The organism is Desulfovibrio sp. JY, assembly GCA_021730285.1.
GTDB lineage: Bacteria > Desulfobacterota > Desulfovibrionia > Desulfovibrionales > Desulfovibrionaceae > Solidesulfovibrio.
In genome coordinates, this window is the sequence record CP082962.1 from 4,424,923 (window position 1) to 4,448,442 (window position 23,520).

Here is a 23,520-nt window from a genome sequence, read left to right on the forward strand (position 1 = left end):
AAAGGCCTTTCAAACGCGAGCGGGGACGCCCTTCATAGGACGTCCCCGCTCGCGTTTCGACGTTCTTCCGTCCTCTCCCGGCCCTAGTCCCTCGTCCAGGAAAGCACCTGACAGTTTTTTTCCAGAAGCGTGTGCAGTTCGCGTTCGCGGGTTTCCGGCAGGCCCTGGATGCGGATGGAGACGTCGCGGCGCGAGGGGTCGGCCCGGTCGTAGGAGGACAGGATGCTGATGATGCGGGCCTCGTGGCCGCGCAGGGCGTCGAGCACGGGCTTGAGGCTCCCCTCGGCCGTGCCCAGGCGCAGCCCGATCTGAATCCCGCCCTGGTCGATGCCGGTGATGGACACGAGCAGCCGGAAGATGTCGGTGTCCGTGATGATGCCCACCACCTTGCTGTCGGCGTCGATGACAGGGAGGCTGCCTATCTTGAGGTCGCGCATGATCAGCGCCGCCCGCTCCACCGTGTCCGTGGGCCGGAGGAAGCGCGGCGATTTGGTCATGATGTTTTTGACCTTCATCTCCGAGAGCAGATAGGTCAGTTCGTACATGTCCAGGGAGGTGGCGTCCGAAGGCGAGGCCGCCTTGAGGTCGCGCTCGGCCACGATGCCGATGAGCTTGCCGTCCTTGTCCACGACGGGCAGGCGGCGGATTTTGCGTTCGCGCATCATTCGCCCGGCCTTGATCATGGACACGTCCCCGGTCGCCGTAACGACGTTTCGCGACATCCAATCCCCGACGAGCATGCTGTCTGGCTCCTTGCGCTAAAGGTGAGGCGGACCGGACCGCGCGGCCCGGCCCGCCGGGATATCGTCAAATGCCCAGATAGGCCGTCTTGATGTGCGGGTTTTCGAGCAGCTGCGCGGCCTCGCCGGCAAGGGCCACCCGGCCGTGCTCCAGCACGTAGCCCCGGTCGGACAGCTTCAGCGAATGATTCACGTCCTGTTCGACCAGAAGCACGGTGGTGCCGGTGTCGGCGATCTTGCGCAGCGTTTCGAAGATGGACTTGACCAGGATCGGGGCCAGGCCGAGCGACGGCTCGTCGAGCATGAGCAACCCCGGCAGGGCCATCAGCCCCCGGCCGATGGCCACCATCTGTTGTTCGCCGCCGGAAAGGGTCATGGCCATCTGTTCCTGGCGCTCGAGCAGGCGCGGCAGAAGCGCATGCACCTGGCGCAAGGTTTTCTCGCGCTCCTTGTAGGCCCGTGGCGTATAGGCGCCGATGGCCAGGTTTTCGGCCACGGTCATGAGCGAAAAAAGCCGCCGCCCCTCGGGCACCTGGACGATGCCGCGCTCGACGATGCGTTCGGGGGGCAGGTTCTGGATGGGCTCGCCCTTGAAGCGAATAATGCCCGAAGTTGGGGAAAGCAGGCCGGAGATGGTCTTGAGCAAGGTGGACTTGCCCGCGCCGTTGCCGCCGATGATGCTGACGACCTCGCCCTCCTCCACGGTCAGGGACAGGTCGTTTATGACCTGGACGTCGCCGTAGGCCACGTCGATATGTTCCACGCTAAGCAGCGTCATAGTCGCCTCCCAGGTAGGCCTTGATGACGTTCTCGTCCCTGGTCACCTCTTCGGGGGTGCCCTCGGCGATCTTCTGGCCGAACTGGACCACGGCCACCCGGTCGGACAGGGCCATGACGGCGCGCATGATGTGCTCGATGACGAAGACCGTCACGCCCCGGTCGCGCAGCCCCCTAATGACGGCGATCATGTCGTCGACCTCGGTCGGGCGCAGGCCGGCCATGACCTCGTCGAGCAGCAGCAGCTCGGGGTCGGTGGCCAGGGCCTTGCCGATCTCCAGGCGCTTGCGGTCGGCGATGGTAAGGTTGCCGGCCAGACGGTCGCGCAGGTGGTCGAGCCCCAGGATGGCCATGACCTCCTCGGCCTTCTCGCGGGCCTTGTGGGTCGTTTCGTTATGCAGGAAGGCGCCGACCATGACATTATAGAGGACCGTCTTGGAGCCGAAGGGCTTGACGATCTGGAAGGTGCGGGCCAGCCCCATCTTGCACAAGTCCCAGGGCTTGCGGCCGTTTATGACCTCCCCCTTGAAGCGGATGGTCCCCTCGGTCGGCGCGTAGACGCCGGCCACGAGGTTAAATACCGTGGACTTGCCCGCCCCGTTTGGGCCGATAAGGGCCATGATCTCGCCTTTGGCGATATGCAGGTCCAGGGCGCTGACCGCCGTCAGGCCGCCGAAGTTCTTGGTCAGGGCCGTTATTTCCAGGATGTTGCTCATGCGGCTTCTCCCTTGGGGGCGTCGTCGCGGGTGATCTTGCGGGCTATTTTGTCGTAGGCGGCGGCCAGCGGCGCGGTCAGGCCCTGCGGCTTGTAGAGCATGACCAGGATGAGGATGAGGCCGAAGATGACCAGGTGCAGGCCCGGCAGCATGTCGCTTAGGTAGATGCGGGTGAACTCGTTTAAGGGCCGCAGCACCAGCGCGCCGATGACCGGGCCGGCGATGGTGCCCCGGCCGCCGATGAGCGCGATAAAGGCGATCTCGAAGGAGAGGTCCAGGCCCATGAGCCCCTTGGGATAGAAGTAGAGCATGAGCTGGGCGTAGAAGGTGCCGGCCAGGGCGGTGAAAAAGCAGGACAGGGCCATGGCCAGCAGCTTGTAGTTGGCCACGTTGACGCCGAGCGCCCCGGCCGCTTCCGGCTCCTCGCCGCCGGCGGCCAGGTAGTAGCCGATCTTGGACCGGGAGATGACCCAGGTCAGCGCCAGGACGAGGACGAGCATGACGAGGATGATGTAATAATAGGGCAGCTTGGACATGAACTGGTAGCTCCAGAACGAGCCCTGCTTGAGCGGAATGAGAAGTCCCCGGGGACCGTTTATGTGCAGCGGTCCGAGGTAGTTGATGTTTTCGACGATGACCCGGATGCCCTCGGCAAAGGCGATGGTGCACAGGCAGAAATAGGCCCCGCGCAGCCGGAAGGTGGGGAGTCCCATGATGATGCCGACGATGGCGGCCAGCACCCCGCCGACCAGCATGCCGAGCCAGGGCGAAACGCCGTATTGCAGGGTCAGGATGGTCGAGGTGTAGGCCCCGATGCCGACGAAGACGGAATGCCCGAGAGGCAGCACGCCGGCAAAGCCGCCGACCAGGTTCCACGACGTGGTCAGGTAGGCGTAGAAAAAGAGCAAAATGAGAATTTGCAGGTAGGTTGGCGAGGTGACCACCAGCGGCAGCCCGAAGGCGACCAGGGCGGCCAGGCCCAGAAGCGACGTGTCGAGTTGTTTTCGGCTCACGATGTCCCCTCCTACCAATCCTGTTTGTTGCCGAAAAAACCCGAGGGTTTTACGAACAAAATAATAAGGAAAATTGCGTAGATGATTGCTTCGGTCCAGGTCGAGGCCATAAACTGGGAAAAGACCGATTCGACAAGACCGATCACCAGGCCGCCGAGCAGCGCCCCGGGAATGCTGCCGAGCCCGCCGAGCACCACGATGATGAACGCCCGGATGTCGAAGACCACGCCCACCGAGGGATAGACGTAGTAAAACGGGATGAGCACGCAGCCGGCGATGCCGGCGATGGCCGTGCCGAGGCCAAAGGCGATGTTGTAGACCTTGTACTGGTCGATGCCCATAAGGTTGGCCGCCTCGCGGTCAAGGGCGGTGGCCCGAAGCGCCATGCCGATCTTGGTCTTGCGCATGAAAAGGGCCAGCCCCACGGCGGTCAGGATCGCCACCACGAAGCCGGAAAATTTCGGGATCGAGACGATATACGGCCCCAGCGCCATGGACTTGTTGGAAATGGCCGTGCGCACGGTGCGGTACTCGGCGCCGAAGCACATGAGCGCCAGGTTGTCGAGGACGTACCAGACGCCGGTGGTGACGATGATGACCGTCGCCGGCTCGCGCACTTCCCGCTCGGACTTGAACACGGGCTTTATCACCACGTCCTGGAGATAGTAGCCGAAGAAATAGAGGATTGGTGGAACGATAATAAGGGCCAGGTACGGGTGGATGCCCGTGAGCTTGATCAGCCAGTAGGCGCTGAACATGCCGACCATCAGCAGGGAGCCGTGGGCGAAGTTGATCACCTTCATCACCCCGAAGATCAGGGTGAGTCCGAGGGCGGTCAGCCCGTACATGGCGCCCATCATGAGGCCGTTTATGATTGACTGTATCACCTCGGTCATGAGGCCTTCTCTCCGGACGTTTGCTCCGGACCGCCGGGAGGCGGCGATCCGGAGCGTTTGCGGCTTGCGGGGTTACTTGTTGGCCGGGAAGACCGGGGTGTAGCCAGCACGACGGGCGGACTTCGGCCACACGGTCACGCGCTGGGGCTTGCCGTCGACCTTGGCCACCTGGACGATGACGATGCCGGCATTCTTGTTCTGGCCGTTCTTGTCGAACTCGACGCCGTCGTAGGAGACAATCATGGCCGGGCCGGTGGTCAGCTTGGTGGTGGCCAGGGCCTCGCGAAGCTTGGCCGGGTCGGTGGAGGCGGCGCGTTCCAGGGAGTCGGCGATGACGTACATGGAGGCGTAGGCGTCCACGGATTCGCCGGTCATGTCATAGCCGTACTTCTTCTTGAACTTGGCGTTGGTTTCCTTGGCCCCGGGCTTGTTGACGTCGGTGTTCCACTCGACCTCGTCGAAAAAGCCCATGGCGTTGTCGCCGGTATTCTCCAGGAACTTGGGATCGGCATGGCCGCCGCCGCTGGTCAGCACGACCTTGGGCTTGAGCTGCATTTCGGCCATGGTGTTGGTGAGAAGGATGGCGTCGGCGGCGTTGGAGACGAGCATCACGATGTCGGGATTGGCGGCCTTAAGCTTGGTCACGACCGGGGTCAGGTCCGTGGCCGTGGACGGATAGGGCTCGTCGAGCACGACCTTGTAGCCGTCCTTTTCGGCCAGCTTGCGCCACTTCTCGGCAAAGCCGGTGCCCCAGTCGCCGTTTTCGAAGACAAAGGCGATGGTATTGAGCTTGGTGCCGGTTTCCGCCTGCATGTCCTTGAGGAAACGGAACTGGTCGCGCACCCACCAGGAATCCTTGGCGGCCACGCGGAAGATGTTCTTGAAACCGCGCTCGGTGATGGTGTCGCGAACGGCCACGGGCACGACAAAGGGGATGCCGTAACGCTCGGCGACCTGGGTGGCCGGATAGGTGACGGCGGAGTTCCAGCAGCCGGTCAGGATGTTGACCTTCTCGGTGTTGATGAGCCGCTCGGTCTCGCTGACGCCAACCGTGGGGTCGGACTTGCTGTCGGCATAGACGAGGTCGAGCTTGGCCCCGCCTAAGGACTTGATGCCGCCGGCAGCATTTATTTCCTCGATGGCCATTTCCCGGGCCTGCTTGCCCTGGACGCCGACCGAGGCCGACGGGCCGGACATGGGCTCGACGTTGCCGATCTTGATCACCTTGTCAGCGGCAGCGGCCGGCGATGCGGCCAGGAAAAGCCCCAGCGCCGCGGCCAGGCAGCAGGCTACCAGCGATCGTTTACCCTGCGATTTCATGCAATACCCCTTGGTTGACGGTTGCTGTCGGTCGGGCCTCGTCTATTTGCCGAGGTTTTTTGAAACCTCGCGGATGCCGCGTTCCATGATGTCCAGGCCGCGCGCGAGCTGCTCATCGGTGATGACCAGCGGCATGAGCACGCGGATGCAGTTGCCGAAGTTGCCGCAGGAAAGCACGAGCAGGCCATTGTCCTGGCAGTACTTGACCACGCCCTTGGCCGCTTCGGGACAGGGCGTCTTGGTCGCCCGGTCGGAGACGAACTCCAGGGCGCGCATGGCCCCAAGGCCCCGGGCGTCGCCGATGACGGGGAATTCGTCCTTCCAGGCCTCGAACCGGGTTTTGAGCGTGTCGCCCAGGCGCACGGCCGCGCCCAGGAGGTCGTCCTGCTCGAAGGCGTCCATGACGGCGAGGCCGGCCCGGCAGGCCAGCGGGTTGCCGCCGTAGGTGCCGCCGATGCCGCCGACATGGACGGAATCCATGATGTCCGCCTTGCCGATGACGCCGGCCAGGGGCAGGCCGCCGCCCATGCTCTTGGCCACGCTCATGAGGTCGGGCTCCACGCCGAAGTGCTCCATGGCGAAAAGCTTGGAGGTGCGGCCGAAGCCGGACTGGACCTCGTCGGCCACGAACACGATGCCGAACTCGTCGCAGATGGCCCGAAGCTTCACGAAGAATTCCGCCGGCGGCACGACGAAGCCGCCCTCGCCCTGGACCGGTTCGGCGATGATGCAGGCGATCTGTTCGGCGGCGGCGGTGCCGATGAAAAATTCGCGCATCTTGTCGGCGCAGGCCACGCCGCAGTCGGGATAGGAAAGTCCCAGCGGGCAGCGGTAGCAGTAGGCGTAGTACGGGTACTGGTAGACTTCCGCAGCCATGGGGCCGAAGGCGTACTTGTAGGGCTTGACCTTGCTGGTGAGGCTCATGGCCAGAAGCGTGCGGCCGTGGAAGGCGTTCTTCATGGACACAGCGCCGGGGCGGCCGGTGTGGCAGCGGGCGATTTTAACCGTGTTTTCCACGGCTTCGGAACCGCTATTGACAAAAAGGGCTTTTTTCGGGGCATCGCCGGCGGCGGCCTCGCACACCCGACGGGCCAGCTCCACGTACGGCTCGTACATGGTGATCATGGAGCAGGTGTGGAGGTACTTGTCGGCCTGATCCTTGATGGCGGCCACGACGCGCGGGTGGCAGTGGCCGACGTTTAAGACGCCGATGCCGCCGACGAAATCGATGAATTCGCGGCCGGCGACATCCCGCAGCAAGGCGCCCTGGGCGGATTCGACGTAGAAGGGCGTGCCGTTGGGGTGGCCCTTGGGAACATAACGTTCACGCAACGCTTGCAGTTGGCTCGCCTTGTCAGTGGTGTTCACGGAGCATCCTCGAAGTTGACGGTTGGGGGCAAAATCGCCGGTCTGCCATGAAGACCTAAACGTCAACTCGTTCTCGGAGCAAAAAACACGCCAGCCGATTCTTTTTAAAAAGATATTTAATTTTAGTATGTTATAAAACAGCCTTCCCGTTCAGGTTCCACGTCTGATTCGTTAATGAATCGCCAAATTTGTTAAAACAATTACAGAACAGGAAGTTACCCTTGATTCAATTATAAATCAAAAGAAACCCGCCCACCGGCCGCAGCCAAGGGACGCCCGGAAAACACCAGGCACCGGGCCGGCGGGCCAGATTGCAACGAAAACGGCAAACGTAGCGGGATGGTTGTGGAAAGACGCCTGCTGCACGATCGAAAGAGGTATCCCGCCGGAGGCGCGGCGGCGGGAAGAAGCTGATTCAGAAGTGAATCAATCCCGATTCAGGGCGTACCGTTTGAGCTTGCGTACCACGGTTGCCTGGCTCACGCCAAGATAGGCGGCCATCTCCCGGGTCGTGCGACAGGCGGTCATGGCTTCGCGCAGCCGGCGCAGGTTCGTCTGGTCCGTGGACTCGGCCAGACTGCGCGGCGCGGCGTCCGCCCCGCCCTCCCCGGCGTCTCCGGCGAGCGCCTCCTCCAGGGCGTCGGTGAGGTCGTCGTCCTCGCTCATGACGAAGGCCTTCTGGATCAGGCTCACCAGCTCGCGCACGTTGCCCGGAAAATCGTGGGCCTCGAGCAGGCGCATGGCCTTGGCCGAAAGGCGCTTGGCCTTGCCGTGGCGGACGTTTTGCTGGGCCAGGTAGAATTCGGCCAGGCCGAAGATATCCTCGCGGCGCTCGCGCAAAGGCAGGATGCGCACCACGAAGGTGTTGAGCCGGTAGTAGAGATCCTTGCGGAAAAGCCGCCGCTCCACCAGGGACTCCATGTCGCAGTTGGTGGCCGCCACCACCCGGCATTCCACCACCCGGGACTCGGCCCCGCCCAGGCGGCGCAACTCGTGGTCGTCGAGGTACTTGAGCAGCTTGGCCTGGACCGAGAGCGGAATGTCGCCCACCTCGTCGAGAAAAAGCGTGCCGCCCATGGCCAGCTCGATAAGCCCCGCCTTGCCGCTTTCCCGGGCTCCGGTGAAGGCCCCCCTCTCGTAGCCGAAGATCTCCGCCTCGAAGAGGTTTTCCGGCACCGCCGGGCAGTTGATCTGGATAAAGGGCTTCTTGGCCCGGGGGCTGACCTGATGCAGGAATTTGGCGAGCAGCCCCTTGCCCGTGCCGGATTCGCCAAGGAGCAGGATGCGCGTCACGTCCATCTGGGCGAGCTTCAAAAGCGTGCGCAAGGTCCGCTGCATCTGCGGACTGCGGGCCACGATGTCCTTCTGGGACAGCTCGTAGAGAGAGAGTTCGGCCAACTCGCTGCGGTAGCGCTCCTCCACCTTGCGGGCGTGCTGCAAGCCCTGGCGCAGGTTGTTGAGCTCGGTCACGTCGCGCTCGTTGACCACCACCAGGGCCACATGGCCGTCGGCGTCGAGCACGGGCGAGGCCGTGACCAGCAATTGTTTGCCCGTGCGGGTGATGTGCTGGATCATGCTGGCCTGCTTCTTGGTGGCCATGACCTCCACCGTGGCCGAGCGGTCCACCATGCCGTCGGCCACGATGCAGGCGACGTCCTTGCCGATGTAGGCGGCGGCCTCGATGGAATTGAGCCGCTCCGAGGCGGCGTTGATCTCCAGGATCACGCCCTCGCCCGTACAGATCCAGATGCCGTCGGACACCGAATCGAGCACCGAACGCAGCTGGTCGTCCACCACCGGGCCGCAGCCGCCCTGCGGGTCGCCGCACAGGATCGACGCACCGACGACGCGGCCATCCGGGCCGGCGATGGGCGTGATGCGGGCCGTGCGGACGTTGCCGGCCACGGCGAACGTGGCGCAGGCACCGTGCCCGCTGGCCAGGCAGCCGGCCGCGGCCTGCCACAGGTCGGGACGCACCAGGGGCAAGGCGACGCCCGGGGCGGCCGTCTCCGGCCCAAGCAGGTTTCTGGCCGCCGGATTGGCCATGACCACCCGGCCGTCGGCGTCCACGGCGAGCAGAGCGCCGGTCAGCGCGCGCAGGATGTCGGCGTCGGTGAAGGGGGCTGGCATGGAAGGTCCGCGAAAAATTTTTTTTCGGGGCGCGGCAAACGCGCCGTATCCCTGGCCGTAAACTGGCACACAAGCGCCTTCGGAGGCAACCGCGACATCTCCGTCACAGCCGTTGCAGCGGGGTGAAAAAGACTGCGCGACTCTTGCGCGCCGGACGTGTCCGGGCTTATACGCCTGGACCCAATGGCCCCCCGGGGCTGTCGCGCGCCGCTGCCTGACGCACGAAGTATACACTATCTTATTGATTTTTTTATTATTACGGCAGCAGTTACATCTCTGCACGCGACGAACCCGGGCGTCAAACGCGTCAACGCACCAACAGGGGGAAGATCATGTTGCAGCTTTCCAATCCGCACCTTTTCCGCGAAGCCTGCCTTGTCAACGGCCAATGGGTCGCGGCGGCCGGCGGCGAGACCATGGACGTGACCAACCCCGCCGACGGGTCCTTGGTCGGCCGTGTGCCCAAGCTTTCCGAGAAGGAGATCGAGGGCGTCATCGCGGCGGCGAGTGCGGCCTTTCGGCCCTGGGCGGCCCTGGCCGCGCCCCAGCGCGCGGCGGTTCTGGAAAAATGGCACGGCCTGATTCTGGAGGCCGCCGACGATCTGGCGACCATCCTCACCACCGAGCAGGGAAAGCCGCTCGCCGAGGCCAAGGGCGAGATCATGTACGCGGCGTCTTTCATCAAGTGGTTCGCCGAGGAAGCCCGCCGGGTCTACGGCGACGTGATCCCCGCGCCCACGGCCGACAAGCGCCTCATTGTGCTCAAGCAACCGGTCGGCGTCACCGCCGCCATCACGCCCTGGAACTTCCCGGCCGCCATGATCACGAGAAAGGCCGGACCGGCGCTGGCCGCCGGCTGCACCATGATCGTGCGCCCGGCCGCCCAGACGCCCTTCACCGCCCTGGCCCTGGCCGAACTGGCCGTGCAGGCCGGCGTGCCGGCCGGCGTGTTCCAGGTCGTCACCGGCTCCTCGCGCGCCATCGGCGCAGTGCTGACGGCCAGCGACACCGTGCGCAAGCTGTCTTTCACCGGCTCGACAGAGGTCGGCCGCCTGCTCATGGCCCAGTGCGCCCCGACCATCAAGCGCATCTCCCTGGAGCTTGGCGGCAACGCCCCCTTCATCGTCTTCGACGACGCCGACCTCGACGCCGCCGTGGCCGGGGCCATCGCCTCGAAATACCGCAATGCCGGCCAAACCTGCGTGTGCGCCAACCGGCTCTACGTCCAGTCCGGGGTCTACGACGCCTTCGCCAAAAAGCTCGCCGCCGCCGTGGCCGCCATGCCCATCGGCCGGGGCGACGCGCCGGGCGTCCAGATCGGCCCCATGATCGACGCCAAGGCTGTGGAAAAAGTGGAAAGCCACATCGCCGACGCCGTCTCCAAAGGCGCGAAAGTGGCCCTTGGCGGCAAGCGCCATGCCCTCGGCGGCAGCTTTTTCGAGCCCACCATCCTGACCGGCGTGACGCGCGAGATGCGCGTGGCCCGCGAGGAGACCTTCGGCCCCCTGGCCCCGCTTTTCCGCTTCGAGACCGAAGAGGAAGTCCTCGCCGCGGCCAACGACACGGAGTACGGCCTGGCCGCCTACTTCTACACGGAAAACGCCGGCCGGGTCTGGCGGGTGGCCGAGGGCCTGGAATACGGCCTGGTCGGCCACAACACCGGACTGGTCTCCAACGAAGTCGCCCCCTTCGGCGGCGTCAAACAGTCCGGCATAGGCCGCGAAGGCTCCAAGTACGGCATCGACGAATACCTGGAGATCAAATACGTCTGCAGCTGTATTGGGTAAGAGGGAAAGAAATGATGATGCGAGAGGGGAAACCCTTTGAAAAGGGTTCTCCCCTCTCGCGCTCTCCCTTTCCTAAACTTTTTTCTTTTTTATCAATGGGATAATAGCGTATCCTGCCTGCGGTTCAATCGGCACGAAAAAGGGCTGCGCCAACGTGACGCAACCCTTCGCGTCTCCTGTGGCGTCCGCGTGATCGCGGAGAAAAGCGGCTTATTTGGTCAGCACGAGGACCGAGGCGGTCGTACCGACCCGAAGCGCCACTTCCTGCGGTTTTTTCGTGATATGCACCCGCACCGGCACGCGTTGGGCCAGCCGGATCCATTCGAATGTCGGGCTGATGGAAGGCAGCAAGTCCTGTCCGGTCGAACCGTCCTCCTGGGCGATGCCCTGGCCGATGCTCTCCACCACCCCGGTAAGCGGCGTTTCCGGGTAGGACATGAGCGTCACCACGGCCTTGTCGCCTTTTCGGATATTGTTGATGACGGTTTCCCGAAAATAGCCGGCGACCCAGAAGCTTGACGCGTCGACCAGGGCCAGAAGCGGCTGGTTGGCCACGGCCTGGCTTCCCAGGCGCAGATTCAGATTCGTGACATACCCGTTAACCGGCGCCCTGACCTTGGTGAATTCGAGATTCAGCTTGGCCTGCTCCCACTGGGCGACCGCCTCCCGCAAATGCGGATTGTTTTCGCCCGGCGCGCCCAGGGCCGCCTTGGCCTGCGCCAGTTCCGCGCTGGCCTGGAGCTTGGCCGCGCCCGCCTTGTCGAGCTGGGTTTCGGCCTGATTCAGGGACGCCTGAGCGGTGATGGCGCTTTCCTGACTCAGATCGAAATCCCGTCTGGCGATAGTGCCGTTGTCCACAAGGGTTTTGTTGCGGCCCAGGTCCTTGTGCACTTCCTCGGAATGCGCCTTGGCGCTGGTCACGCCGAAGGAGGCGTTGCGCACCGTGGTGCGACTTTGCTCCAACGCCGCCTCCGCGCTTTTGACCTGGGCTTCCAGGTTCCTGATCTCGTCGCGGGTCTTGTCCAGATTGGCCCGGGCCTGATCCAACGCCGCCTGGTACGTCCGAGGATCGATCTCGAAGAGCACATCCCCCTTGTGGACGAACTGGTTGTCGATGACGGGCAGGTTCACGAGGGGCCCTGAGACCCGCGGCGCGATTTGGACGATGTTGGCCCGGACCTTTCCGTCCCGTGTCCAGGGATCGAGCATGTACTGGCGGTACTTGAAGACGACCATGCCCAGGGCGGCCATAACGACCACCGTGGTGAGAAGCACTTTCCAGGAACGCAATTTCATGGATGTCACCTTATAAAAAGCAGGGATTCTATCGCCCCGGTCAAAATGACGACCAGGGAGAGAAACACGAGGGGGGGCGCGGCAAAAAACCGGGAAAGCCGGTATCGGGTCAGGGCCCGGGTCAACCAATAGGACAGCAGCAGGCCAAGACCGCCCGCCACCAGCATGGGCGGCAGAAAAACCCCGGCCAGATTGACTTCATACGGTGAGGACAACATTTCCTTCTCCTTCGTCCGGTTCAAAAACGGGCTTCGCGCCACAAGCCCCAATCGATGTCCGCCGCCAGGCCGGCATGGGTGACGAGCGCCTTGTACAGCCTTCGGTAACTGCCGAGCAGCCGGTAGGCGCTGGCGTACTCATCCTCCGAGAACCCTTCCGGGATGGCGCGCAAGGTCCATTCCAGTTGCGTTTCCATGGCCGCCAGCCGCAACCGCAGCATGCCCGGGGAATCGACGTCGAAAAGCCCACGCGCCCAGGGCCCGAGCAATTCCGTAATGGCCGAGGCCCATTGCCCCACTTCGTCGGCGCAATACCGCCAGAGCGGTTGGGGGCGCTTTCCGGCATCGGCAAGCATCTTGAAGCGATAGGTGATGGTATTGAGGCTCGCCACCAAAGCGACGACCTTTTCCGGCGGATTGGCGGCCATCAACTCGTAATCGATGCCCGCGGCCCAACCGCCGACCTTGCCAACCGAGGTCTGCATGGCCCCGAGCAAAGGCGAAACGCTCCGCTTCCCGGCATCACGACCGGGGGATGGCCCGAAAATGGAGGCGACACGCTCGGCCTGGCGGAAGAAACGGGTCGTGACGCGCATGAACATCTTCTCCGGCCGCAGGGAAAAGGGAATGACGGACACCGCCCCGGCAAAAATCATGCTGCCAAGCATCGCCATGGCGTTATTGGCAAAGACGGCAAAATCGTACTGCTGCTGCGACTGCATATTGGTAAGCATGATAAACGGAATAATGGCGGCCATCTTCAGCATGGTCGCACGTGGGTCCCAAAAGACGTAATAAATGATGACCGTAAAAATAAAGAGCAGTATGGAGAGTTCGAAATAGCCGGAGAGACGCGGCATAACGAAGACGTAAAGCAAACTGGCCAATATGACGCCTACGCTGTTGGCAAAAATGAACTTCGGCCAGTTCATTTGCGGCGTCATCAACCCGATTAAAGCGTGCACGCCAACAAATACGACAAACATCATATCACCCGGTGGATCGATATAGATCCAGGCCAGCGCGCCCAGCCAGAGGCTGGCCATGATGCGTATGGCGGCCGCGAAGCTGTCGCCGTCGGCGCGGCGCGCGACGGCCGCGGGGAGCTGCGGCGGCTTGATGCGTTCGCGCGGCGGCAGCCGGATGATCCGCAGGCAATCGCCGATGTCGAAGCTGAGGCGCTCGACCCGCGCCAGGGTATGGACGACATCGCGCAGGGCCGTCTGCTGGAAATGCGGCAAGGCCGCGAACAAGCCCTTGTCGATGACCAGTTCCACCCGGGGAGGAACCGCCGGCGGATTTTCGTTTTCCTCGAACACGGTCAGTTTCGCCAGACGTTGCCGCAGCGCCTGGCGAAACGTCGGCAGGGCCGGCACCAGGGCGACGATGTCGCACCCGGCCAGTTCGGGCAGCTCCTCCCGCCAAAGCTCCAGGGTCTCCATCATGTCCTGGCACAAGGCGACCAGTTGCCACCACCACCCCTTGGCCTCGTGGATTTCGAATTGCTCCGTCTCGGCCGCATAGAGCCGCCGCTTCCATTGACTGAGAAGCTGCGCCTCCAGGCTGTACCAGTTCTCCGCGCCGTTCGGGGCATCCGGATGCAACATTCTGGAAAAATGGTGGTCCGCTATTTTCGCCTGGACGCCAAAAAGGCTTTTGACCAGGCGCTCGACATCGGAGGCACACTGTTGCGGCCAGATAAAAACCGAGACGATCGCATACACGATGATGCCGAGCGCCGTCTCCTCCATGCGGACAGTAGCCGTATAAAAGACCTGCTGCGAGCCGCCCGCCACATTGGCTCCGATAAGAATGGCGACATAGCTGGTGATGAACCAGAAATACACATAACGGGATATGGTGATTCGGTAGGCGCAAAACCCCATGACCAACGACAGGAATCCGATGAACGCCCAGCGCTCTTGGGGAAACAGGCTTACGCACAGTATGCCGAGAATGCCGCCGAGCAGGGTCCCGAGCAAACGGTGCGCGCCCTTGTTGATGGATTCGCCGACAGTCGGCATACTGACCACCGCCACGGCGAGGCCGGCCCAATACGGATTGGTCCACCCCATGCCCATGGCCAGGCCGCAGGCGATGCTGAGCGCCAGACCTGTTTTGACGGCTTCCCGAAACGGAAGCGAAAGCTGCGACATACGTCTTCGTGCCTCAACCGGCGGATGGCTTTGTCCGGACGCCACCCTGCCGGGTTGACTGTTCATGCCAAGGACCTGGCGGGCCGGGCCGCCGCATGTCCCCGGGAACGCCCCCGGGATGGCAACACGCGCACACGATGCACGCGCGCCCCACGGCGTGTTCCCTTTTTGCCCTTGTGGCCTTTTCCTTTGTAAAATCGGTAGGTCTGGTCAGATATTCCGAGATCGATTCCGAATGGTATAAGGCTGTGGGTCAACTTCTTCTACGGGTGTAGACCTCTTTTGACGGAATGTCTACGTTCGTATACATTAAAAATCTGCTACGCAACCGGGTACCAACGCACGGGGCCGCACCGCGAGAACCGCACACCGCCAAGGCTCTCGGGCGGCAAGACCAGAAGCCCCGCGCACACCACAGCCAGCGGGACGGCCCAGGCCGTTTCCAGGCTGCCGGAAAAAGTCGTGGAAAACACAATAAAGGCCGCACCGAAACAATCGCCCCAACGGCATCGCAACGCCCAGGCCACGCGTCAGGCGATTTTGGACTCGGCGCGCCTGGCCTTTACGCGTTTCGGCTACGACGGCGTCGGGGTGCGGGAAATCGCCAAGGACGCCGGCGTGACGGCGATGCTCGTCAATCGCTATTTCGGCTCGAAGGAATTGCTGTTCCAGGAGGTCGTCGAGGTGACGCTGTCCGGGCCCGGCGTCTTAAGCGAGATCATCAAGCCCGGGGACGATCCCGCGACATTGAGCCGGAATGTGGCCGCCCGCCTCATCGCCAAATCCGTGCCCGGCCTGACCCCGGACGGCATCCTGATCCTGCTGCGCTCGGCGGCGAACAAGCAGGCGGCGACGATCCTGCGGGAAAACGCCTTGCGCTACCTCAAACCGGTGGCCGACCAGTTCCAGGGAGCCATGCCCGAGATGCGGACCGCCATGCTGCTGTCGATCATCGCCGGCTTCCAGCTCATGCGCCAGATCATCGCCCTGCCGGGGCTGGCCGAGGCAAACCCCGACGACCTGACGGCCCAGCTCGAAGCCCTGATCCGCTGCCTTGCCGAGGCCAGGGAGAAATAGCCCGGCGCCATCCAGGCCGCCTCCCGATTCCGGCAGAGCGGCCGCTGCGAACGCCTTTTGGGGCGGCTTCGAAAACGAAATAGCGTCTTCTTCGTGGCCGCCATCCCCAGTGCGCCGTCCGGGAACCGAGACAAGCCTTCGGTCCCAGGCGACGCTACGCCATGTCTTTCCCCAAACGCCCTTCGGACGGAAGCCGACTGCCAACGGAGCCGTCCTGCGCCTCGGCCAGCCGCAAGACCACATCGTAGGCCGCCAGATACAAAAAGGCATAGCGGGAGACGAAGGACGTCAGGTCGTAGTCCACCAGACCGTGGATGGCCAACTCCGACACCACGGCCGTCAGCGTGGCGAAGAACATGACCAGGGTGAAATCCCTGGAGGCGCGAAAACCGTCGGGCGGCCGCAACAGCCAGATTTCATAGCGGTCAAACACCGGCCTGCCCCGCCAGATGAAGGTAACGATCCAAAAGGCGAGCAGAAACAGGCCGAAGATGCCCATGTCGAAGAAAAAGGCCAGATAGAGGTTGTGCACCTCGAAGACCTTGACGTGATAGGTGAATCCGCCCGCGCCAAGTCCGCCCAGAAGCGTGCCCGGCTCCTCGCCCATGTCGCGAAACCCCGCCTTCCAGATCTTGAAGCGCGTGGACAGGCCGGTGGCGTCGCTATCGCTGCTCGACGAGGCCTTCTTCTTGCTGAAAAGCAGTTCGCCGGTATAGCCGAAGCCCACCATGAGCCGGTCGATGTACTCGGGCGTGGTCACGAGAATGCCGACCACCAGCACCACGACAAAGAGCGTCGTTTTCTTGAGGAACCGCCGCCGGGTCAGGGGATGGACCAGCAAAAAAAGCACCGCCGCGCCGAGAAAGCCGAGCAGCGCCCCGCGACTGGCCGGCAGCAGCATGGTGCAGAAAAAATACATCGCGGCCAGGGCCCACACGATGCGGCGCCCCACGGTCCGGGCCAGCACGGCATAGCCGGCGGCCAGGATGCTGGCCACGGCGAGAAGGCCCGCGCTCTGGTTCCAGGATTCGATACCCCCGGCCCGGATCGTGTAGAAATGCAGTTCCAGGGCCAACTTCGAGGTGAAGTAGCGGTGCAGGTCATAGCTGTAGGTCGTTGCGGCGATGACGCCCGCCGAGGTCATCAGGGCGCTGGCCATGACCGTCTTGAAAAGAATGTCGGCCTTGCGCTCGCTATCCACGAGCAGGACCACGCAATAGTACAGGGCGACATTGAGAACGAGCCGGAACACGTTGGCCACGCCCCAGTAGAAATGCGGCGTCCACAGCAAGGTCAGGACCTCGACGCAGAAAATGAGCAAGATGACCGGCAGAAACGATGAAGCCACCTTCAGTCGCTGCCTGTGCAGGGCCGCCTGGCCCAGTATCCCCAGGCAGGTGCAGCCAAGCGGTATGTAGTAGGGATAAAAATGGATCTGTAGGGTGTTGACCACCAGGTAAAAGGCGTTGGCGGTCGCGATGATCAGGGTGAACACCGTCACCATCAGCCCGAAGACAGGGCTGACCATGGAGGACACACCCAGGGCCAGCACGGCCAGACCGGAAAGGCTGGCCCACCAGGGGACCTCCCACAGCACCGCCGCGACAAGCAGCAGCAGCGCCGCAGCCAGCACAATGCACGTCCGTTGGATCGATGTTTGCGGGTATGTTGCCAATATTGTAATGCAAAGGGGATGCGAGAGGGGAAACCCTTTAAAAAAGGATTCTCCCCTCCCGCGCGCTCCCCTTCCTCACATTTTTACCGGTGCGGCCATGCCATCACTACGGGGTCGTCGCGCCCGGAGCGGTCCCTCCGCAGTCCTGCGGACACACACCCTTGGAACGCTCGAAATCATCACACACGCCGTCGCCGCATTTGCCGGCCGGCTTGCCGGACAGGCCAGCCCCGCCGCCGGACGCGCTCATGGGGGCAGCGGGCGCATACGAACTTCCCCCGGATGGTTGGCCCGTCGTACTCCCGCAGTCCTGCGGGCACACGCCATGGGAGCGTTCGAAGTCGTCGCAGATCCCGTCGCCGCACTTGCCGGCCGGCTTGCCGGACAGGCCGGCCCCGCCGCCGGACGCGCCCATGGGGGCCGCGGGCGCATACGCGCTTCCCCCGGACGGTTGCCCCGTCGTAGTCCCACAATCCTGCGGGCACACGCCATGGGAACGCTCGAAATCATCACACACGCCGTCGCCGCATTTGCCGGTCGGCGCGCCGGAAACGCCCGGCCGAGACGACGTGGAAGGGGGCAGCGGCGAGGCTCCGGACGGCGCCAGGGGAGCGGCGGGCGCGCCTTGGGGCGCGTGTCCCCGGCAGGCGGCCAGCTCCTCGGGGGTCACCGTGCCGTCGCCGTTGGCGTCGCATTCGCGGCCGGTATGGCAATAGTTGAAATAGGCCAGGTCGATCAGGCCGCAGCCCTCAGGCCGGGACTGTCCGGCGTCGCAGCGATTTTGCCGGCGCAGTTCGCGGATCGGGTCGCAGGGGCCAGCCCCGGGCGCGGGTTTGTAGGCCGCGATGGCCCGCTCGGCCGCCTTGGCCTCGTTCGAAAACCAGGTGGGCAGCCAGTGATCGCTTGTGTCCGGGTCAAGCAGGTCCACGGCGTAACCCATGATGCCGCCCAGGCTTTTGACGCCATAGCCCAGGGCGGTGATGTAGTTGATTTGCTCGGGAGTCTCCCAGCGGCCGTTTACCGGCGTGCGCTGGGGACTGTTTTCCGCCGCCACCAGGGCCAGCTTGCCCTGCCGGACGATGCCCTCCACGGAATGGAGAATGGTGTAGAACTGGTTGACCTCGTGAAAAAGCGGCCTTCCGAAGAGCGGATGCGGGTTGAAAAAGATGCCGTCGATGTCCGGCTGTTGCCGGGCGCTGGCCCGGGCCCGGGCATTGAAAAGGAGCACATGGCGCGCATCGAGCTTTTTGATCAGCCCGGCGTAATAGGCCGTGTCCGATTCCCTTGCCTGGACGCGGAAGGCGTAGAAATCCATTCCCTTGGCCGTCAGCACCGTGGCCGGATCGATGCCGCGATCGATGGCCGGGTCCGGAAAAGGCGCCCGGGAAAAGGCGGCCGGGTCGCGCACAAGCTCTTGCGGAGGCGGCGTGCGGAACTTGGCCAGGGACACGCCGGGATCGTTCCAGGCCCGGCGCAGGGCCGCGTCGGAGCCGTATTTGCGCCGCAACCAGTCCCGGAAACGGGTAGTGAAATCCGACGAATAATCGGTGAACATCATGGGCTTGCGGCCAAGGCCACGGCCGCCGCCGGGCGCGTCCACAACGATGTAGTTGGGACCGTAGGCATCCTCGCCGGTGGGTCCCAGGCCAAAGGCCCAGCCGACAAGGGCCGGATGCGTCCGGTAGCGCGCGACCAGGGCCGAAAGAAACGGCGTGTAATCGCGGCGCACGGCCAGACTGCCCATGCTGGGGTTGCCATAGGCCGTGCCATAGGCGTCGGTCTCGCACAGGGCGCAGCGGGAATGCTCCTGATAGCCCGCGTTGGCGGGAAATCCCTGTTCGGCCAGCCACCACCCGGGCAGAAAGTGGTTGAGGGAGGTCTTGACCACCACCCCGACCCCGCGCGACCGGGCGTAGTCCATGAAGGCATCGAAGGGAGCGAAATCGTAGACCTTGGCGGGATTGGCCGGACGCCTGGCCGCGCCGTCCACATCGCCCCACCAGATGCTCGCCATGACCACCCGCACCCCTTGGGCAACGGCCGTATCGACCACGCGCCGCATGGCCGCGACCCAGCGGGGGTCCCGGTAATCCGGCTGGTTGGGTATCGGACGCCCCTTGGAGGGATAGTAGTAGACCTCGTAAAATCCCGTGGCGGGAGCCTCCCGGCCGTCCACGACAAGCCGGGGCAGGCCGTTTACGATACGCACGGCGCTGTCCGCCGCCAGACTCTCGCCGGGCGCGCCAGGCCCCAGGCAGGACAACGCCGCCACGGCCAACAGGATATGAAAAAGCTTCGTGCGCATCACGCTCCTCCGAACCGGCCCCATGGACGGTTCCCGACTGGCGTCATGTCCTCGAACGCCATCCCGGGAGATTGCGAGGACAACACGTTCGTGTCTTGCAAGGGGCGCGGCCCCTGATACGGCTCTCTAGCCCACGGCAACGGCGAGCTGCCGTTCCAGAGGGGCCGAGGTCGAAAAATCCAGCGAGCCCGGAAAGCCGCTCGAAACGAGTTCCCGCCCCGCCGTCAGGTCCTTGCCCAGAAAGCCGGTAAAATCGTAGCCGTACCACACGGCCCGAAACACGTTGTTGGCCCTGCCCTGCCCGTCGCCCGGGACCGCCTGCCCCTGGCCGAGCAGGCCTCTGTCGGTGTCGGGGTTGACGTATTTCCAGACCACGTTGCCGGCCGTATCCACCTCTTCGAAGGTGCCGGATGCGCCGAGGGTGACAAGCGTATTGCCGCTCGGCAGGCGCTGGGCTCCGGAAACGTAGGCGGAATAGAACTCCGGATCGTCGTATTGGGGATAGGTCCAGACGATTTCCGGGTCGGCAAAGGAGCCGTCCGCCTTCTTCAGGTAATTCCCCTCCTCGTCCACGGGCAGGCGCAGCTCGAGCACGTGGGAATATTCGCCGTCCGGGTTCTGCCAGCCATTGTCGAACACCAGGATGTCGCCGGCCCCGGGCAGGCCCTCGGCGATCCACTGGGCGTCGTGCTGGCCGTGGAAAAGCTGGTCCGAGGCGTCGCCGGCACCGGCGGCCTGGGGATTGCCGAAACGGTAGAGCAGGTCGCCGCCGTGGCCGGAATTCCCGCCGCTATGCCCGGCGGCTTCGGCCGTGGTGGTGCTGTGGTCGATGACCCAGACCTCGTTTAAGGTGTGCACGCTGATGAGGATCCGGTCGGTTTGCGCATCGTAGTCCACGGCGTTGACGTGGGTCCAGTCCGGGTCGGCCTCGCCGGTGCCCTTGACCGGCGTGCCGGTGTAATTGATGTCTATGCGCTCGGGATGGTCCGCGACCACGCCGTAGTTGGGCAGGCCGGGATTGATGTCCTGGATGAGGTGGTCGAAGGCATGCCATTCCCACACCTTCACGCCGGAGGTGGGGCCCGTCTTCTGGATCTCCGCGATGCTGTCGACGAGCAGCCCGCCCGAGGAGAGCGTCGCCGGGTCGCGCCCGGCGGCCATGGCCTCGGCGCTCGATTTGTGCTTCCAGGAAACGATCAGGATGTTGCCGCCCGGCATGACGCAGACGTCATGATGCTGGCTGTAGTCGTCGCCGATGTATTCGTAGCTCCAGACGAGATTGCCGGCCCAGTCGTACTCCTCGATCATGCCTCCCGAAGAGGCGTGGAGCGACAGGCTGTATTGGTTGAGATAGGCGATGCCGGTGCGCAACAGGTCGCCGTTGGCCAAGAGATAGGCCGGCCCGGCCGAGGTATAGTCGCTGGTCCAGGAATTGACGACCCGTCCCTGGTTGTCGAGCAGATACGTGCCATAGCCGAGCATGGTGTCATACAGGGTCAGCCCGGCGTCGGAAAAGGCGCTGTTCGTGAAGAGCCCGACAGTCTGGGCACCCACGTTCACGTTGGTTTTCGTATCAGGCATGCTCGTTTTTTAAAGCCAAAACGAGGTCGTGTCACGGGAAAACTGGCTTGACCGGGATCGCCTGACAACGCGGGGACAGGCACCGTCGGCACGTCCCCCGCCGGAGCCTCGCCTTGCCTAACCCGCTCGAATTCCCTAAAGACGCGTTATGCGCATCGGCCCGAGACGGACATGCCCGCCAGCAAACGCCCGACGCGGCATCCCGGCGGGCTGACCCATGGAACTGCGCCACTTTCTGCGCCTGCTCTGGCGACGTCGGCGGCCGATGTTTTGGGCCTTCGCGCCCGTCTTCCTCACCCTGGCCATCCTCGCCCTGCTCGCCGAACCCCAATACGTCGCCACGGCCAAGGTCTTCCTCGGCCATTCCCCCAACAAGGCCAGCCTGCTGGCCCAGTTGACCCTGAGTTCGACGACGCAAAACGCCGCCTCCCTCACCGCCACCGAGCGCGACAGCTACGAAACGTTGGCCAATACCGCGCTGGTGTTGCGGCCGCTGATCGACGAAGAGCACCTGACCCGCAAGCGCAAGTCCTTACAGGTTCTCGAACTCGTGCCCTTCGTGCGCGGGTTCATCGACCGCTTCTGGCCCCGGCTCGGCCGGCGCGACCTGACCTATGAGGAACTGGCCAACAAGTCGCTCGTCCACATGCTCTTCCCCCGGCCCTACGTCGCGGCGGCCATGGTGGAGGATGCCGACATCCTGGAATTTACCGCCTCGGCCGGGTCCATGGAGCGCTCCATCGCCCTGGCCAACGCCGCCGCCCGGTCATTCATGGCCCGCGAAAACGCCATGCGCCAGGAAGAATGCCGCGCCCTGGCCCAGGCGGCGGCAAACGCCCTGCCCCGGGCCCGGGCCGAGTACGCGAAACGCCTGGCCGCGGAAAGCGCGATACGCCGCCAGGAAAAGGCCGTGGACCTGTCCCAGGAAGCCAAACAGATCGTCACCCGCTCCTTCCTCCTGACCGGCGACCGCGACGCCAACCGCCTCGCCCTGCTCAAGGCCCGGGCCATGGCGGAGAGTGCGGCCGCGCAGCTGGCCGGCCAGCCGCAGCTTAAAAAGGCCACGACCGTCAGCCAGCGCTCGGAGACCGTCGACAGCATCAAGACGACCCTGCGCGACCTGTACCTGGACAGGGCCTCGGCCCTGACGCGGCTGACCGCCGCCCATCCCGCCGTCAAGGAGATCGAGGCCAAGATCGCCGAAGCCAAGCGCCGGCTCAAAAACGAGGCGTTGCGGGTTTTCGGCTCCGAAACCGCGTCCCAGAGCCAGACATCCCGCTTTCTGCACGAGCGTCTGGCCGCATACACGGCCGAACTCGCCGGTTGCGAGTCCCAGGACGCGGCCTATGCCACGCTCCTGGCCGAACTGGACAAAACCGTCCGGGCCTATCCCGGCCGTGCGGCCGCCGTGGCCCTGGCCGGCAGCCAGGTCAAGGCGGCCCAGACCTTTCTGTCGAACCTCAGCCAGTTGCACGCGGCGGCCGTCCTCGGCCAGCACCTGAACCTGTCCCTGGCCCGCATGGCCGAACCGGCCGCCATGCCGGACAAGATCGACGAGCACATACGGCCGAGGCTGTCGTTCATGCTGGCCCTGGGCCTTGCCCTGGGCGTGTTTCTGGCCCTGGCCACGGCGCTTGTGGCCGAGTACGTCGATGCGGCCGTGACGCGTCCGAAGTCCCTGGTCATGGCCGAATGCTTCGGCCTCCCCGCCATGCCCCGGGGCGACCGTGGGCTTCGGACCCAGGCATTTCGCCGCCTGCGCGAGGCCCTTTTTCCCGGGAAAGGCACCGACCCGCGTTGCCTCCTGGTCACCGCGCCGGCCCAGACGGACGGCGAATCGTCCCTGGAACTGGCCCTGGGGCTGGCCACGGCCCTGGCCCGAAGCGGCCGGCGGACCGTGCTGGCGGATACCCGCCTGGGCAACGACGCCTCGGGACGGCTGGCCGGCGTCGGCCCGGGGCCGGGACTGGCCGGCGCGCTGGCCGGGGAAACGTCTATCGAGGAAGCCCTCGTGCCCCAGGCCCAAAAGGACCTGTTCGTGCTGCCGTCCGGCAGGCCGCCGTCCTCCCCCCAAGACGCCGACCGTCTCTTCGATGGCCCGCGACTGGACACGGCGCTTTCCCGGCTGGCCGAAACCTTCGAGGCCGTGGTCCTTTGCGCCGCGCCTGTGGCGGGCTCGGGCGACGCCTTGCGTCTGGCCCGGTCGGCCGACGCCGTGCTTCTGGTCGTCACCCGGGGCCGGACGCCGCGCTGCGCCCTGGCCGATGCCGTCGCCCGGATGCAGGCCGCCTCGGCCAGGACGCCCCGGATCGTCTTTTTCGACGCGCAACAGGACGCGCCCACGATCCGCCAGGGATGGAAGGCGCTTCGAAACCGCTTTTTTCAAAAGTGGCTGCGGGAGGGGAAAACCATATAAGCCCCGTCACATGGACAACTTCCTTGCCGGTATGGTATTTCCCGTATCC

17 protein-coding genes are annotated in these 23,520 nt (G+C 64.3%); 3 read left to right on the forward strand and 14 right to left on the reverse strand.

Annotated elements, in window-relative coordinates:
* Positions 1 to 83 precede the first annotated feature (83 nt).
* The 8 genes from K9F62_19875 to K9F62_19910 all read right to left on the reverse strand — a co-directional run bounded on the left by K9F62_19875 (position 84) and on the right by K9F62_19910 (position 8,960).
* Complete coding sequence (locus tag K9F62_19875; GenBank protein UJX40912.1) at positions 84 to 740, reverse strand: CBS and ACT domain-containing protein; 657 nt, start codon at positions 738 to 740, stop codon at positions 84 to 86.
* A gap of 67 nt (positions 741 to 807) precedes the next feature.
* Positions 808 to 1,518, reverse strand: a complete 711-nt coding sequence (locus tag K9F62_19880) for an ABC transporter ATP-binding protein (protein ID UJX40913.1) — start codon at positions 1,516 to 1,518, stop codon at positions 808 to 810.
* Positions 1,505 to 2,233, reverse strand: a complete 729-nt coding sequence (locus tag K9F62_19885) for an ABC transporter ATP-binding protein (GenBank protein UJX40914.1) — start codon at positions 2,231 to 2,233, stop codon at positions 1,505 to 1,507. Before K9F62_19885 ends, K9F62_19880 begins: the two co-directional genes overlap by 14 nt.
* Positions 2,230 to 3,246 carry a branched-chain amino acid ABC transporter permease gene (locus K9F62_19890; protein UJX40915.1) on the reverse strand — a complete coding sequence of 339 codons (1,017 nt, stop codon included), beginning with the start codon at positions 3,244 to 3,246 and terminating at the stop codon, positions 2,230 to 2,232. Before K9F62_19890 ends, K9F62_19885 begins: the two co-directional genes overlap by 4 nt.
* 11 nt (positions 3,247 to 3,257) lie before the next feature.
* Positions 3,258 to 4,142 (reverse strand): branched-chain amino acid ABC transporter permease, encoded by an 885-nt coding sequence (locus tag K9F62_19895; GenBank protein UJX40916.1) that lies wholly within the window; start codon positions 4,140 to 4,142, stop codon positions 3,258 to 3,260.
* Between the two features lie 72 nt (positions 4,143 to 4,214).
* Positions 4,215 to 5,462, reverse strand: a complete 1,248-nt coding sequence (locus tag K9F62_19900; GenBank protein UJX40917.1) for an ABC transporter substrate-binding protein — start codon at positions 5,460 to 5,462, stop codon at positions 4,215 to 4,217.
* Between the two features lie 42 nt (positions 5,463 to 5,504).
* Complete coding sequence (gene gabT, locus K9F62_19905; GenBank protein UJX40918.1) at positions 5,505 to 6,830, reverse strand: 4-aminobutyrate--2-oxoglutarate transaminase; 1,326 nt, start codon at positions 6,828 to 6,830, stop codon at positions 5,505 to 5,507.
* 426 nt (positions 6,831 to 7,256) lie between these two features.
* Positions 7,257 to 8,960, reverse strand: coding sequence for a sigma 54-interacting transcriptional regulator (locus K9F62_19910; protein UJX40919.1), 1,704 nt, complete (start codon positions 8,958 to 8,960; stop codon positions 7,257 to 7,259).
* A gap of 335 nt (positions 8,961 to 9,295) precedes the next feature.
* On the opposite strand from K9F62_19910, the gene K9F62_19915 reads away from it, so the two are divergent.
* Complete coding sequence (locus tag K9F62_19915; protein UJX43263.1) at positions 9,296 to 10,747, forward strand: NAD-dependent succinate-semialdehyde dehydrogenase; 1,452 nt, start codon at positions 9,296 to 9,298, stop codon at positions 10,745 to 10,747.
* Positions 10,748 to 10,957: 210 nt separating this feature from the next.
* On the opposite strand, the gene K9F62_19920 is transcribed toward K9F62_19915, so the two are convergent.
* From K9F62_19920 to K9F62_19930, 3 genes are read right to left on the reverse strand one after another with little or no spacing between them, the layout of a single operon-like run.
* Positions 10,958 to 12,043 carry an HlyD family secretion protein gene (locus K9F62_19920; protein UJX40920.1) on the reverse strand — a complete coding sequence of 362 codons (1,086 nt, stop codon included), beginning with the start codon at positions 12,041 to 12,043 and terminating at the stop codon, positions 10,958 to 10,960.
* A 5-nt stretch (positions 12,044 to 12,048) separates the two neighbouring features.
* Positions 12,049 to 12,261, reverse strand: coding sequence for a DUF1656 domain-containing protein (locus K9F62_19925; GenBank protein ID UJX40921.1), 213 nt, complete (start codon positions 12,259 to 12,261; stop codon positions 12,049 to 12,051).
* Between the two features lie 20 nt (positions 12,262 to 12,281).
* Complete coding sequence (locus K9F62_19930) at positions 12,282 to 14,417, reverse strand: FUSC family protein (protein ID UJX40922.1); 2,136 nt, start codon at positions 14,415 to 14,417, stop codon at positions 12,282 to 12,284.
* Positions 14,418 to 14,879: 462 nt separating this feature from the next.
* On the opposite strand from K9F62_19930, the gene K9F62_19935 reads away from it, so the two are divergent.
* Positions 14,880 to 15,494: a TetR/AcrR family transcriptional regulator gene (locus K9F62_19935; GenBank protein ID UJX40923.1), complete on the forward strand. Its 615-nt coding sequence runs from the start codon at positions 14,880 to 14,882 to the stop codon at positions 15,492 to 15,494.
* A 154-nt stretch (positions 15,495 to 15,648) separates the two neighbouring features.
* On the opposite strand, the gene K9F62_19940 is transcribed toward K9F62_19935, so the two are convergent.
* The 3 genes from K9F62_19940 to K9F62_19950 form a co-directional block, all read right to left on the reverse strand.
* Positions 15,649 to 17,109, reverse strand: a complete 1,461-nt coding sequence (locus K9F62_19940; GenBank protein ID UJX43264.1) for an O-antigen ligase family protein — start codon at positions 17,107 to 17,109, stop codon at positions 15,649 to 15,651.
* Between the two features lie 166 nt (positions 17,110 to 17,275).
* Complete coding sequence (locus K9F62_19945) at positions 17,276 to 19,474, reverse strand: family 14 glycosylhydrolase (protein UJX40924.1); 2,199 nt, start codon at positions 19,472 to 19,474, stop codon at positions 17,276 to 17,278.
* Between the two features lie 126 nt (positions 19,475 to 19,600).
* The gene (locus K9F62_19950) at positions 19,601 to 21,055 is read right to left on the reverse strand and encodes an aryl-sulfate sulfotransferase (GenBank protein ID UJX40925.1); all 1,455 of its coding nucleotides are present in this window, start codon (positions 21,053 to 21,055) and stop codon (positions 19,601 to 19,603) included.
* Between the two features lie 217 nt (positions 21,056 to 21,272).
* Between K9F62_19950 and K9F62_19955 the strand changes: the two genes are divergently transcribed.
* Positions 21,273 to 23,471, forward strand: coding sequence for a polysaccharide biosynthesis protein (locus K9F62_19955; protein UJX40926.1), 2,199 nt, complete (start codon positions 21,273 to 21,275; stop codon positions 23,469 to 23,471).
* The last annotated feature ends 49 nt before the right edge of the window (positions 23,472 to 23,520 follow it).

Bases quoted from the DNA above. Each gene is read 5' to 3' on its own strand.
- K9F62_19875 (UJX40912.1), bottom strand. From the start codon at position 740: ATGCTCGTCGGGGATTGGATGTCGCGAAACGTCGTTACGGCGACCGGG.
- K9F62_19880 (UJX40913.1), bottom strand. From the start codon at position 1,518: ATGACGCTGCTTAGCGTGGAACATATCGACGTGGCCTACGGCGACGTC.
- K9F62_19885 (UJX40914.1), bottom strand. From the start codon at position 2,233: ATGAGCAACATCCTGGAAATAACGGCCCTGACCAAGAACTTCGGCGGC.
- K9F62_19895 (UJX40916.1), bottom strand. From the start codon at position 4,142: ATGACCGAGGTGATACAGTCAATCATAAACGGCCTCATGATGGGCGCC.
- K9F62_19900 (UJX40917.1), bottom strand. From the start codon at position 5,462: ATGAAATCGCAGGGTAAACGATCGCTGGTAGCCTGCTGCCTGGCCGCG.
- K9F62_19910 (UJX40919.1), bottom strand. From the start codon at position 8,960: ATGCCAGCCCCCTTCACCGACGCCGACATCCTGCGCGCGCTGACCGGC.
- K9F62_19920 (UJX40920.1), bottom strand. From the start codon at position 12,043: ATGAAATTGCGTTCCTGGAAAGTGCTTCTCACCACGGTGGTCGTTATG.
- K9F62_19925 (UJX40921.1), bottom strand. From the start codon at position 12,261: ATGTTGTCCTCACCGTATGAAGTCAATCTGGCCGGGGTTTTTCTGCCG.
- K9F62_19930 (UJX40922.1), bottom strand. From the start codon at position 14,417: ATGTCGCAGCTTTCGCTTCCGTTTCGGGAAGCCGTCAAAACAGGTCTG.
- K9F62_19945 (UJX40924.1), bottom strand. From the start codon at position 19,474: ATGCGCACGAAGCTTTTTCATATCCTGTTGGCCGTGGCGGCGTTGTCC.
- K9F62_19950 (UJX40925.1), bottom strand. From the start codon at position 21,055: ATGCCTGATACGAAAACCAACGTGAACGTGGGTGCCCAGACTGTCGGG.
- K9F62_19955 (UJX40926.1), top strand. From the start codon at position 21,273: ATGGAACTGCGCCACTTTCTGCGCCTGCTCTGGCGACGTCGGCGGCCG.